Consider the following 13320-nt stretch of genomic DNA (forward strand, 5'->3'; position numbering starts at 1 on the left):
TTCCGGCGCCTGCGGCGGACGGCGGCGACAGCCGGGTCCGGGCAAGCCATGATGCGAAACCGCGCCCTGGTGCCGCCGTCCCCGTGGGTTACGCCCCTGGGACGGCCGCGTCAGCCCGGATGGGCCGCCAGCCACGCGGCGACGAGCCGCCGGAAATGATCGCCGCGCGCCTCGAAGTTCGGATACTGGTCGAAGGAGGCGCAGGCGGGCGACAACAGCACCACCGCTTCCGGCAGGCCGGAGGCGACCGCGTCGTCCGCCGCCGCCGCGAGGGCCCGGTCAAGGGTCTCACAGCGGGCGTATCCGACTTTCCCGTCGAGGGTCGCGGCGAATGATTCGGTTGCTTCGCCGATGAGATAGGCTTTGCTGATCCTGGCAAACAAACCGTTAAGAGAGGCGATGCCGCCGGCCTTGGCCTTGCCTCCAGCGATCCAGAACACGCCGGATGGAAACGCCGCCAGCGCCTTTTCCACCGAATCGGCGTTGGTGGCCTTGGAATCGTTGATGAACGTCACATGGCCGCGCCGCGCCAGCTGCTCCATGCGGTGGGCGAGCCCCGGAAACGTGGCGAGCCCGGCGGCGATCACCGCCAGATCGACGCCAAGGGCAGCGACGGCGGCGCTGGCGGCCAACGCGTTCTGGGCGTTGTGACGGCCGCGCAACGACGACGAACCGGCAAGATCCGCGAAAACCACGCCATGGCGCAGCAGCTTCGTCCCCTCGCAGGACCAGCCCGGCGCAGCCGGCGCATCGCTGCGCACGCGTTCGACCGGCTTGCCGCCCGCCTCCAGCCGGTCGGCGACGGCGCGGGTCCAGTCGTCCTCCACGGCGATCACCGCCGTATCGGCGCCGGCGACCAGCCGCTCCTTCACCGCCGCGTAATGGGTCATGTCGCCATGGCGGTCGAGGTGATCCGGCGTCACGTTCAGGAGGACGCCCGCGGTGGGGTTGAGCGACGGCGCCAGATCAATCTGATAGGACGAGCACTCCACCACATGCACGCGCCCCATGTCCGGCGGCGGCAGCGACAGGATCGCCGTGCCAATATTGCCGCCAAGCGCCACCTCGCGGCCGGCGTGGGTCAGCAGATGGGCGATCAGCGCCGTGGTGGTGGATTTGCCGTTGGTGCCGGTGATGGCGATGAACGGCGCCTCAGGCGCGCGGGCCGCGCGCTCCCGGCAGAACAGCTCGATGTCGCCGATGACGGGAACACCGGCCGCCCCGGCCAGCTTCACCGTCCAGTGCGGCTCGGGATGGGTCAGCGGCACGCCAGGCGACAGGATCAGGGCGGCGAATTTACCCCAGTCGGCGTCGCGCAGATCGGCGACGGCGACGCCCGCCGCTTCCGCCCGCTCGCGCGAGGCGGCGCTGTCATCCCAGGCTGCGACGTCGGCGCCGCCGGCCAGCAGGGCGCGGGCCGTGGCGAGGCCCGAGCCGCCGAGGCCAAACAGCGCCACGGCGCGGCCGGCGAACGCCGCAACAGGCGTCATCGCGCCCTGGATCCCGGTCCCCTGGGTCGTGCTCTCCTGGGTCGTGGTCATGGAAGAACGCGCCTCAACGCAGCTTGAGCGAGGACAGGCCGATCAGCGCCAGCACCACGGCGACGATCCAGAAGCGGATCACCACCTGCGGCTCCGTCCAGCCCAGCTGCTCGAAATGGTGATGGATCGGCGCCATCTTGAACACGCGTTTGCCAGTGAGCTTGAACGACGCCACCTGGATGATAACCGACAGCGCCTCCAGCACGAACAGGCCGCCAATGATCGCCAGCACGATCTCGTGCTTGGCGGCCACCGCCATGGTTCCCAGCAGGCCGCCAAGGGCCAGCGAGCCGGTGTCGCCCATGAAGATCTGCGCCGGCGGCGCGTTGAACCACAGGAAGCCGATGCCGGCGCCGATCAGCGCGCCGCAGATCACCGCCATCTCGCCGGAGCCAGGCACGAAATTGATCTGCAGATAATCGGCGAATTTCACGTTGCCGACCAGATAGACGATCAGGCCGAAGGCGGCGGCGGCAATCATCACCGGCACGATGGCGAGACCATCGAGGCCGTCGGTGAGGTTGACGGCGTTGCCGGCGGCGACAACCACGAAGGCCCCAAAGACGATGAAGAACCAGCCAAGGTCGAGCATCACGTCCTTGGCGAAGGGGATCGCCAGCGAGGTCGCCATGTGCGCCGTGGCGCCGCCGCCGGCGTGACGCTCCACGGTGACGATGGCGAAGCAGGCGGAAGCGGCGATGATGAACTCGATGGCGAGCCGCGCCTTGCCGGATAGGCCGGCGTGGCTCTGCTTCGTCACCTTCAGATAGTCGTCATAGAAGCCGATGGCCCCGAAGCCGACAGTCACAAGCAGCACGATCCAGACGTAGGGATTGGCCAGATTGGCCCACAGCAGCGTGGAGACGATGACCCCGGAGAGGATCATCAGGCCGCCCATGGTCGGCGTGCCCTTCTTCGCCAGGTGCGACAGCGGCCCGTCGGTGCGGATCGGCTGCCCCTTGCCCTGGCGGATGCGCAGGCTGGCGATGATCGCCGGGCCGAACAGGAACACGAAGAACAGCCCGGTGGCGATGGCCCCGCCGGTGCGGAACGTGATGTAACGGAAAACATTCAGGGCGCTGAACGACGTCGAATAGTCGGCGAGCCAGTACAACATGGTGAAGCTTTCTTTGTTCAGAGCCCTGTTGGGAATGCGGCGGCCAGGCGCCGGACCAACCCGTTCGACATTTTCGCGAGCCGCTCAGTCCCTGGAGGCGTCCGCGGCCGGGAAACGCGCCTTCAACGCCGTGACGATGCGCGAGACCCGGGTGCTGTTGGAGCCCTTTACCATCACCACGTCGCCGGCGTGAACGGCGGCGACGATGGCCTCCTCCAGCCCGGCGGGCGCGGCGCAATGCAGCGCCCGGCGCGCCGGCGGCAACGCCTCCCACAACGCCTGCATCATGGGGCCAGCGGCATAGACCAGATCGATGTCATGCGCCTCCAGATCGCCAGCGAGGCCAGCGTGCAGCGCCCCGCCCTGCTCGCCCAGCTCCAGCATGTCGGCCAGCACGGCGATGCGGCGGCCGCGCGGTCCCGGCTCCACATTGCCCAGCGCGGCAATGGCGGCGCGCATCGAGGCCGGGTTGGCGTTGTAGCTTTCATCAATCAGCAGGAACGCCCCGCCATGGGCGGCAAGCCGGGTGCGCTCGCCGCGCCCTTGCGGCGCGCTCATCTGGCCAAGCGCCAGGGCGGCCAGCGCCACGTCCGCGCCCAGAGCATGCACCGCCGCCAGCACGCCGAGGCTGTTGATCACCATGTGATGGCCCGGCGCGCCGACCCGGCAGGTCGCCGGCTCGCCAAAAACGCTGGCTTCGACAATGGAAAGGTCCGGCTGGAGAATTTCCCGGATCAGCCGCACGTCGGCGCCGGCGGCCTCGCCAAACGTCAGGATGCGGGCCGCGCCGGCCCGCTCCGCCAAAGCGCGCAAGCGCGGCGCATGTGGATTGTCGACATTGATGATGGCGGCGCCGTCCGGCTCCAGCCCCTCGAAGATCTCGCCCTTGGCGTCGGCGATGGCCTCGACCGAGGGGAAGAATTCCAGATGCACCGGCGCCACGGTGGTGACGATCGCCACATGCGGCCGCACCATGGCGGTCAGGGCGCGGATTTCGCCCGGCGCGCTCATGCCGATTTCGAACACGCCGAATTCCGCGTCGCGCGGCATGCGGGTCAGGGTCAGCGGCACGCCCCAATGATTGTTGTAGCTGGCGACCGAAGCATGGGTGCGGCCCTGGCCAGCCAGCGCCAGTCGCAGCGCCTCCTTTGTGCTGGTTTTGCCCACCGAGCCGGTGACGGCGACGATGCGCGCCCGCGAGCGCGCCCGGCTGGCGCGCCCGGCTGCCTCCAGCCCGCCCAGCACGTCCGGAACCACCAGCAGCGCGCCCTTCGCGGCGACCAGCGGCGCCAGGGCCGCCGCGTGCGCCTCGTCGATCACCACGGCGGCGGCGCCGGCTTCCAGCGCGGCGGCGACGAATTCATGCCCGTCGCGCGCGAGGCCGGTGATGGCGAAGAACACGTCGCCAGGCTGGATGGAGCGCGTGTCGATCGATGCGCCGCTGATGGCTTCGGGGAGCGCGCCAATGACGCGGGCGCCCATCGCCTGCCGCAGTTCCTCGCCGGTCCAGAGCGGCGATGCCTTCGATGTCATGCCCTGCATTCTCCAAAGGAGCGCGTGTGTTGAACGCCTGCGCGCGTCAAAGCGTTTTCCAGCGAAATGGACGCCACCTCGCGCGAAAAACCGCGTCAAAATCAATAAGGCAAGGCAGCTTCAGCGCGAACAGCCCCTGCCCGGACCGGCGGACGCAACAGCGACTCATATCCGCCGATGATGTCCGGCTTATCCATAGTCCGGTGGTCTTAACAAATCCGCCAGCGCGCGCCCCCCGCGTTATGCCGGAGCCTTCCGCGCGGCGGCGCGCACCGCCTCGTGATCCGAGAACGGCAGCACGTTCTGGCCAACGATCTGCCCGGTTTCGTGGCCCTTGCCAGCGATCACCAGCACGTCGCCGGCTTGCAGCCCGGCGACGGCGACGGCGATCGCCTCGCCACGGTCGCCGATCTCACGCGCCCCGGGGGCGCCAGCGAGAATGGCGGCGCGAATCGCCGCCGGGTCCTCGGAGCGGGGGTTGTCATCGGTGACGATCGCCGCGTCGGCGTACCTGGCGGCGATTTCGCCCATGATCTTCCGCTTGCCCGGGTCACGGTCGCCGCCGGCGCCAAACACGCAGATCAGCCGGCCGCTGGCGAACGGGCGCAAGGCCTTCAGCACCTCGCGCAGGGCGTCCGGCTTGTGGGCGTAATCGACGATCACCAGGCCGCCATTGACCTCGGCCACCCGCTCCATGCGCCCCGGCACGCCGCGCAGCCCGGCCAGGGCCGGCATCACCACATCTGGCTCCTCCCCGGTGGCGATGCACAGCCCGGCGGCGATCAGCGCGTTCTGCGCCTGAAAGCCGCCGCACAACGGCAGGCTGATCTCATAAGTGACGCCCTCGACGCTGACGCTCAATTGCTGGTCGAAGCCCTCGGGCGCGCATGCCAGCAACTGGATGTCAGCCCCGCTCTCACCGACCGTCAGGGTGCGCATGCCGCGCGTGCTGGCGATGAGCAGGATCTCCTGGCCATGGCTGGAATCGGCGTTAACCACGGCGGCCGCCGAGGCCGGCGCCACCTCGGAGAACAGACGGGCCTTGGCGTCGAAATAGCTTTCCTCGTCCGGATGATAGTCGAGATGATCGCGGCCGAGGTTGGTGAAGGCCGCCGCCTGCAGCCGCACGCCGTCCAGCCGGCGCTGGTCGAGCCCGTGCGAGGAGGCCTCCATGGCGAGGTGGGTGACGCCGTCCGCCGCGAGGCTCGCCAGGGTCCGGTGCAGGGTCAGCGGATCGGGCGTGGTCAGCGAGCCATACGCGGCGCCAGAGGGGCCGATGACGCCCACCGTGCCAAGCGACGCCGCCTTGCGACCACAGGCGGTGAACAGCTGGCGGGCAAAATCCACCACGGAGCTTTTGCCAGCCGTGCCGGTCACGGCGACAACGCACGGCGGCTGCTCCGGGTACAGCGCCGCCGCCGCCAGCGCCAGGGCATGACGCGCGTTGGGCGCCTGGCCCCAGGCAACGTCCTGCGGCAGATCTTCCGGTCGCGGTCCTTCGCCAACGATGGCAATGGCCCCGCGCGCCGCCGCGTCAGCCACGAAACGCCGGCCATCGTCCTTTGCGCCAGCCACGGCCACAAAGACGCCGCCAGGGACAACCGCCCGGCTGTCCGCCGTGACCTCGCTGATCGCGCGCGCCGCCATCTCGCCAGTGAACAGGCCAGGAAAAACCTTCTCCAGCCGCGCCGGAACCGGCGGGGCGCTGGCGACTGGCGTATCGATCATGGAAAAACTGCTCCCGATCCGCCCGGCGCGAGCCGGCGCGTCTGCATCAAGACGACAACATAGAGCATGATGCGGCAAAGTGGATACCGCCGCGCACCGGGGAAGCGCGCAAGGGAAGCGCGCGTCGCCCGGATCAGTTCACCGGGATGGACCTGACAGGCGTCGCGAAGCCGTCACCGCGTGCCCCAGGCGCCAAGCCGCACCATGTTGGGGAACGGGTTCTTCGGCTCCTCGAAGATTGGCGGCAACCCGAGCAGCGGCGCGACGCGGGCAATGATCCTGCCGGTGGTCACGCCAGCGTTCCACGCCGCCGTGGCGTAGCCGTAGGTTTCCGGCAGGCCCTGGGGCTCGTCATAGATGGTGAGGAACAGGTACTTCGGCTTGTTGGCCGGCGCCACCGACATGAAGGTGGTGAACAGCCGGTTGCGCGCGTAACGCCCGCCGATCACCTTTTCGGCCGTGCCGGTTTTGCCGCCGACGTAATAGCCCTGCACCCGCGACTTTCTGGCCGAGCCCTTGTAGCCGTTGAGGCGCATGATGTAGCGCATGGCCTCGCTGGTCTGTGGCGACACCACCTGCTTGCCAATGTCGGCGGCTTCCTCTTCGGTGCGCTTCAGGAAGGTGGGGGCCATCAGCTTGCCGCCGTTGAGCAGCGCCGCCACGGCCGCCGTCGCCTGAATCGGCGCCACCGCCAGGCCGTGACCGAATGAAATGGTCATGGTGTTCAGCTCGCCCCAGCGGGCGGGAACGATCGGCGCGGCGCTTTCCGGCAGCTCGGTCTGCATGCGGGTCAACTGGCCCATCTTGCGAAGGAAGGCCTTGTGCCCTTCCACGCCCACAGCCAGCGCCATGCGCGCAGTGCCGATGTTGGACGAATGCAGGAAGATCTCGGGCACCGTCAGGACGCGGTTGGTGCCGTGGTAGTCGCGGATGGTGAAGCGGCCGTAGTGCAGGCCGCCGCGCGCATCAAAGCTGGAGTTGATGTTCACCTTGCCCGAATCGAGCGCCATCGCCGTGGTCAGCGCCTTGAAGGTGGAGCCCATTTCATAGACGCCCACCATCATGCGGTTGATGCGGTCCTTCTCCAGCGCGTCGACAGGATTGTTCGGGTCATAGTCCGGCAGGGACGTCAGGGCGATCACCTCGCCGGTGTTGACGTCCATGATCATGGCGGCGGCGGCCTTGGCCTTGAAGTGGGCCATGCCCTTCACCAGCTCGTCGCGCACCGCGTGGGTGGCGCGCAGGTCCAGCGACAGCTTCACCGGCTTCAGGTCAGCGGCGCTGTTGGCGAAGCCCAGCCCCGCCAGATCCTTCAGCCCCTGATTGTCGATGTATTTCTCAATGCCGGCGATGCCCTGGTTGTCCACATTGGCGAAGCCGAGAATGTGGGCGCCGACCGGGCCATTGGGATAAACGCGCTTGTTTTCGGGCAGGAAGCCGACGCCCGGAATGCCCAGGCGATGCACCTCGGCGCGCTGCTTCGGCGTCATCTCGCGCTTGATCCAGACGAAGCCCTTTTTGGTCGACAGCTTCTCGCGCAATTCACGGGCGTTCAGATCGGGCAGCACCGCCGTCAGCAGTTCCGTCGCCTCATCGGCATCCAGAATATTGCGCGGCTCCGCGAAGGCCGAATAGGTCTTGATGTCGGTGGCCAGCAGCAGGCCGTTGCGATCGACGATATCCGGACGCGCCACGCCGACGGTGTTGGCCGCCACATAACGCTCCGAAGCGGGCGGCGGCATGACGGCGAAGGTCGCCAGCCGCACGATCACCGCGCCGAAGATAACGACAAACCCCGCGCCGACCAGCACGATGCGGCCATTGGCCTTGTCGGCCCGCATGCGGAACATGTCGCCAATCATGGCCCGGGCGGCGCGGAGGAAACCGCGCCAGGTCATGGCGCCGCCACGCGTGATCCCGGTTTTCATCTTGCCGGCGCCAGCGGCCAGCATCGCCGCGACGCCGGCCCGCATGCCGGCGAGGCTGAAACGCGACGGCCCGCCGGGCTGGCTGGCGCCGCCGCCCGGTTTGCCGGAAGCGGACGCCTGACCCGACGCGCTTTTGCCGGAAGCGGCCTTTCCTGAAGGCCCGCCCGCTCGGGCGAAAACGCGCGCCGCCGACGCCTGCAGCCCCCGCCACAGACCCTGGCCATCACCTGAGCTTTTGCCAGATCTTTTGCCAAACGCTTTGCCCGCGGCCGCATGCCCGGCGGCGCCCGGCGCGGGCTCCACGCCAGGCATGGCGGACTTCTGCGTCGCCGCGCCTTTGGGCAGGGGAACCCCTTTGGGCAGGGGCGCCCCTGGGGATTGGGCAGCTCCTGGGGGCTGGGGGGCGCGCGGAGCCGCGCCCGGCAGCCGGGGACCAGCGCGGTCAGGCGATTTGCCGCCAGGGGGCGTGGAGCGATCCTGCAACATTACCTCCCTGGCGTGCGTGCGGACGCGGGCGTGCGCGAGGCGGCGCGCTGCTCCGGCGCCGCTGGCGCGCTTTCGGCGCCGGCCGACGGCGTGGTGGTGGGCTCGGAGAGCCCCAGATCCGCCAGCTTGCGCCCGATAGCGTCAATTTTCTCCTGGCGCTGTGGCAGATCGCCGGCGCGCACCAGCTGGTCGATCAGCAACGGCTTCAGGTCCAGGTGTCGCTCCGCCAGGATCTGCAGGCGATCCGGGCGGGTCAGGCGCTGCCACTCAGCCGCCAGCACCGCGTTCGTGTCTTTCTCACGCTTGATCTGGTGCTTCAGCTTCGCGACCTGTTCGGCCAGATAGATGGTGTCGTATTTGATTGAATAGGCGTAGACCGCCGATGCGATCAGGGCGCCAATCGCTGCGATGTGGAAGATGCGGAGGATCATCGCGCTCTCCGTCCCGTCGGGGCTGGCAGCATCGCCAGGCTGGTCACGTCGCTGTCCTCGTCCTGGGCGGGCGCGGCGGTGCGCGTCGCGGCGCGCAGCTTGGCCGAGCGGGCGCGCGGATTGGCGCGCAGTTCGTTTTCCGAGGCCGTCACGGGGTTGCGCGTCACGGCGCTGAAGGTGGCAGCCGCGACCGGAGCCAGCGAAGGCGCGAAGCGGTTGCCGCCGCCGCTCCGCCCCTGCCGGCGGGCGAAGAACTGCTTGACGATGCGGTCTTCCAGCGAATGGAACGTCACCACCACCAAGCGGCCGCCAGGCGCCAGCAGGCGCTCGGCCGCATGCAGCGCCCGGACAAGTTCGCCCAGTTCGTCGTTCACCGCGATGCGCAGGGCCTGGAACGTGCGGGTTGCCGGGTGTGGCCCATTGGGATCGGCGCGCACCACCCGCGCCACCAGATCGGCCAGGGCGCGCGTCGTGAGGATCGGCGCTTCCTTGCGCGCCGCGACAATGGCGCGCGCGACCGCGCGCGAGCGACGCTCCTCGCCGAAATGATAGATGATGTCGGCGAGGCGCTCTTCGCTTTCGCGATTGACCAGATCGGCGGCGCTGTCGCCAGACGAAGCCATGCGCATGTCGAGCGGCCCGTCAAAGCGGAAGGAGAAGCCCCGCTCCGCCTGGTCGAGTTGCATCGACGACACGCCAATATCGAGCACGACGCCATCCAGCGGCGGCAACCCCAGGTCGCGCGCCGCCTGCTCCATGTCGCCGAAGCAGACCTCGACCAGTTGCAGCCGCCCGCCAGAGGCAGCGACCAGCGCCTGCCCGCCGGCGATCGCGGAGGGATCGCGGTCCAGCGCCGTCAGACGCACGTCGGGATGGGAATTGAGGATTGCCGCGGCGTAACCGCCCGCGCCGAAGGTGCCGTCGAGGAATGCGCCGCCGCGCGCCGGCTGGAGGGCTTCGAGCACCTCCCCCAGGAGCACAGGCACATGCCGGGCCGGTCCGCCATCGGCGTCGGCATTGCCGTCGCCGTGACCCGTCATGCGCCTGACGCCCCTGGGGAGAGAGACGTCGCAGACCGGGCAGGCGAACCACTCGCCCCAGACCGGCCCAGATTCTTCTTCAATTCGCGCACCCGCGCCCGCGCCTCGTCCAGGTGCGCCCGGAAACGACCCGGCTCCCAGACCTGAAACTTGTGTCCATGCCCCACGAAGGTCACCGTATCCGTGATGCCCGCGTGGGCTTTCAGCGCCTCGGAGAAAGTCACCCGGCCTTCCGGATCGACCTTCAGAATCTCGCTCGTGCCAAGCAACGCCGTCGACAGGAAATCCCGCTCCTCCGAATAAGGAGACAGCGTCTCCAGCAGCGCGTTGATTTCCGCCAGCAAGGCGTTGCCGCCAGCATCCAGCGCCGGGGCGTCCAGCCCCGGATGCACATAAAGCCCCTCGAAACCGTCGCGCGCCAGCACAGCCCGGAACGGCGCCGGGATCGAAACCCGGCCCTTGGAGTCGAGCCGGTTGGTGAAGTTGGACACGAACCGGTCCATCGCCGCCAGCCGCCCTGACCTTGCAGCTCCCCGCAACGCCGAAACCCGCGCCGGAGCTGGCGGCGGGCATCGCCCCACGCACGTCCGCGCACGCTCCAGAGAAGAGCCGCGGCCCGGATGACGCCAGCAGCGGCGTCACATCTTCATGCGGGATGATTTGGGATACCATGGGATATCTTGGGCGTCAATGGAATCAAGGGCTTCTGGACCTGGCGTCGCCGATTCGGAAACGCACGGTCCCGTCACCCATTGTCGCCCTGACAAGGTTAATGAATCTGCTATCGGGCGCGGGTCCGGACGCGGTTTTCCAGCTGTCGCGACTGACGCACAAAACGGGTCGATTGCAGGGGAAAGGGGGCGGCCCGGGCGGAGCGCCGGCATGCGCCTCGCCCAGCCGGGCGTGCGGGCGTGCGGCGAGAGCACGGACGGCGCTATTGCCGATGGCGTGCGGGCGTGCGGGCGTGCGGGAGCCCCGACGCAGCCGGGGGCCGCGAAGCAACCCATGCCCATGTTTTGATACGATGCGATTTGCGGACGCATGCGCCACAAGCGCCACAAGCGCCGCGCGCCGGGGACAGCGCGCCTCAACGGACCTGTCAACAGCGCCGGGGGGCGCCGCGGCCACCATCCGCGCGCCTATCGCGGGACGCGGCGGCGTCCGTCGCTCCGGAATGCGCATCCATCGCACAAATCAGGAAAAAAGCGCCAGTCAGCCTGTAAGCCGGGTTCTGTAAGGCCCTGCGCCGCGAACGGCGCAAGACGTGACGACCATTCCTCTGGGACGACCGTTACCGATCGCCTCAAGCAACCAACCCGGGCGATCTGGCCGGAAAAGCCCGCGCTTGCGCGCACGTCGCCCCTATTTGGTTTTGCTCCCGGCGGGGCTTGCCATGCCGTCTGCGTCGCCGCATCCGCGGTGCGCTCTTACCGCACCCTTTCACCCTTACCGCCGGCGGACCGGCGGCGGTTTGCTTTCTGTGGCGCTTTCCCTGGGGTCGCCCCCGCCGGACGTTATCCGGCGCCGTTTTTCCGTGGAGCCCGGACTTTCCTCTGCGGGGCAGCGGTCGTCCGGCCAACTGGCGCGGGTGGTGTGCCGTCGAACGGGCGGCCAGTCAATAAAAAACGCTCCCCGCCAGAAACGGGGAGCGCAGAAACATCGCGCGGAACGGAAGCCGCCGCCAGGGCGGCCAGCCGGACCAGCCAGGCGCCATGGCCCGGCGTCAGGCTCAGAACGCCGCCATCATGGTGCGCACCCGCGAGCAATAGCGCGCCGCGTGGGAGGTCATGCGCTCGGCCCGGTGGCCAGCCTGATATTTCAGGATGGTGCGGCAGGTGTCGCCGCCGGCCAGCCGGTAGGCCATGGCCAGATATTTCATGCCGTAGCGCAGGTTGGTGTCCGCATCCATCAGGCCCTGGGCGCCGCCGCCATACCCCACGGCGCGGGCCGTGTTGAGATGAATCTGCGACAGGCCAAGATAAGGGCCGTTGCGCGCCGACGGATTGTAGCGGCTTTCCACGCGCACCACCGCGTCAGCGAGCGCGACCGGAATGCCATAGGCGCGGGCGTGCCGCTCGATCAGCGGCGCGATGCTGGCCCTTGCGGCGGCGTCGCGCGCCGCGCCGCGCGCATGGCGACGGCCGCGCCGGGGCTCGTCTTCGACAGGAGCGCCAGCGGTTTGGGTCGTCCCGCCCTGCGGCTTTCCAGCAAGGAACTTGAACAGGTCGAAACCACCGCCGGACGGCGCGGCGGGCGCGGCGGCAGGCGCCTGCAGCGCGGCCTGGCGGGCCTCGTCGGCGGCGTCAGCCGGCTGGGCCGGCGAGGTCATCGCCACCTGGGAGGCGCCGCTATCAAGATCATCGGGACGCGCGGGGGGCAGCGGGGCGCGGGCCGCAAGGCGCGCATCCGCCTTCATCGGCGCCTCATCCGCCTGAACGGGAGCTGTCTGGGCCTGAACCGACTGAGGCTGAACCGACTGGGGCTGAACCGACTGGGGCTGGGCCGACTGGGCCGGAGCCTCTTGCGCCGCCGCCTGCGTCTGCGTCGCCGGAACCGCCGCGGTCTGGGCGCCGCCGTCCAGATCAGCCGGGCGCTGCGGCGGCAACGGCGCGCGCATCACCGCATGGCGCGGCTTTGGCGCCGCGCCGGCGGCAGCGTCCTGCGCCTCGCCAGCGCCGCCACTCACAGGAAGCGACGCCGGCGCGACAACCGCGCCAGCCGCGTGCGCATGAACCGGACCGCTGGTCTCGCCTTCAGATTTCTCGCGTTCGGATTTCTTGTCAGAGCTGTTTTTGGGCGCGCTCTTGGGAAGATTTTTGGGAGGATTTTTGGGAGTGGGCTTTTCCGCTCCGGACTTTTTCTCCGAAGGTTTGGCGCCCGAAGGTTTGGTTGCTGTAGCGCCATCGCCCTTACCCGACGCGTCGCCGGCTTTCCCCCAGGGCGAGCCCTTCGAGTATCCATGCCCCCCAAAACCGGTGAGCGGCCCCGGACCCTGGGCCACGACTTCGCCAGTCGGCGCCTGCGCCATCGCGGCGCTTCCACAAGCCAGGAAGCACGCCAGCGACAGGGCTGTTGTCGTTTTCAAATTCAAACCGCGTTACCCCCAGAAGGTGGTGGACCCGGAGCATCTCCGGTGAAGCACGCCCGCCTGTCACCCACGATACGGCGCGGCGCACGGGCCGCGACGCGGGTTCATTGTTATCGGCGACGAGGCGCGATGCCCGCGGCCCGCCAGCTTGCCGCCGCCCATGATTGTTGACGCATCGCCCCACCCAGGCGCTTTGCCTCGCCGGCGATCGTCAGCACAAACTTTCCGCCAATTGCGGCAGGGATCAGGCAAGGGCCGATCCAGCTCCGCAGTGTTTTTAAGGTTACCGATTGGCTACCAACTCCCGCACTGTTGCAGCAAACAGGCTTTTTTTCAACGATTTCGCGATCAACCCGCTGTTCTGAGCTGGCGAACCCAGCGCCAAAACCCTTGCGTCATCTGGGATCGCGGCCGGCATTTTTCTCGCC

The 13320-nt window shown here is 68.7% G+C and carries 9 protein-coding genes and 1 other RNA gene; all 10 read right to left on the reverse strand.

Translation table 11 applies throughout. From position 1 onward, the window contains the following. Nucleotides 1-110: 110 nt before the first annotated feature. The 10 genes from murD to ACERNI_RS07560 all read right to left on the reverse strand — a co-directional run bounded on the left by murD (nucleotide 111) and on the right by ACERNI_RS07560 (nucleotide 12490). The gene (murD, locus tag ACERNI_RS07515; RefSeq protein ID WP_448832843.1) at nucleotides 111-1490 is read right to left on the reverse strand and encodes a UDP-N-acetylmuramoyl-L-alanine--D-glutamate ligase; all 1380 of its coding nucleotides are present in this window, start codon (nucleotides 1488-1490) and stop codon (nucleotides 111-113) included. A 64-nt stretch (nucleotides 1491-1554) separates the two neighbouring features. Further along, the gene (gene mraY, locus ACERNI_RS07520; protein WP_448832647.1) at nucleotides 1555-2658 is read right to left on the reverse strand and encodes a phospho-N-acetylmuramoyl-pentapeptide-transferase; all 1104 of its coding nucleotides are present in this window, start codon (nucleotides 2656-2658) and stop codon (nucleotides 1555-1557) included. 84 nt (nucleotides 2659-2742) lie between these two features. Next, nucleotides 2743-4191 carry a UDP-N-acetylmuramoylalanyl-D-glutamyl-2,6-diaminopimelate--D-alanyl-D-alanine ligase gene (locus tag ACERNI_RS07525; protein ID WP_448832648.1) on the reverse strand — a complete coding sequence of 483 codons (1449 nt, stop codon included), beginning with the start codon at nucleotides 4189-4191 and terminating at the stop codon, nucleotides 2743-2745. A 240-nt stretch (nucleotides 4192-4431) separates the two neighbouring features. Beyond that, a complete protein-coding gene (locus ACERNI_RS07530) occupies nucleotides 4432-5919 on the reverse strand; it encodes a UDP-N-acetylmuramoyl-L-alanyl-D-glutamate--2,6-diaminopimelate ligase (RefSeq protein ID WP_448832649.1) in 1488 nt (495 codons plus the stop codon). Nucleotides 5920-6092: 173 nt separating this feature from the next. Further along, on the reverse strand, nucleotides 6093-7817 hold the full coding sequence (locus ACERNI_RS07535) for a peptidoglycan D,D-transpeptidase FtsI family protein (RefSeq protein WP_448832844.1): 1725 nt from the start codon (nucleotides 7815-7817) through the stop codon (nucleotides 6093-6095). 515 nt (nucleotides 7818-8332) lie between these two features. Continuing rightward, nucleotides 8333-8764, reverse strand: a complete 432-nt coding sequence (ftsL, locus tag ACERNI_RS07540; RefSeq protein WP_448832650.1) for a cell division protein FtsL — start codon at nucleotides 8762-8764, stop codon at nucleotides 8333-8335. Continuing rightward, nucleotides 8761-9804 (reverse strand): 16S rRNA (cytosine(1402)-N(4))-methyltransferase RsmH, encoded by a 1044-nt coding sequence (rsmH, locus tag ACERNI_RS07545; RefSeq protein ID WP_448832651.1) that lies wholly within the window; start codon nucleotides 9802-9804, stop codon nucleotides 8761-8763. The genes ftsL and rsmH overlap by 4 nt, the downstream gene beginning before the upstream one ends. Then, a complete protein-coding gene (locus tag ACERNI_RS07550) occupies nucleotides 9801-10307 on the reverse strand; it encodes a division/cell wall cluster transcriptional repressor MraZ (RefSeq protein WP_448832652.1) in 507 nt (168 codons plus the stop codon). The genes rsmH and ACERNI_RS07550 overlap by 4 nt, the downstream gene beginning before the upstream one ends. 701 nt (nucleotides 10308-11008) lie before the next feature. Beyond that, nucleotides 11009-11387, reverse strand: an RNA gene (gene rnpB / locus ACERNI_RS07555) — RNase P RNA component class A. A gap of 146 nt (nucleotides 11388-11533) precedes the next feature. Next, on the reverse strand, nucleotides 11534-12490 hold the full coding sequence (locus ACERNI_RS07560; protein ID WP_448832653.1) for a transglycosylase SLT domain-containing protein: 957 nt from the start codon (nucleotides 12488-12490) through the stop codon (nucleotides 11534-11536). Nucleotides 12491-13320: the final 830 nt, after the last annotated feature.

This window comes from Camelimonas sp. ID_303_24 (genome assembly GCF_053543495.1).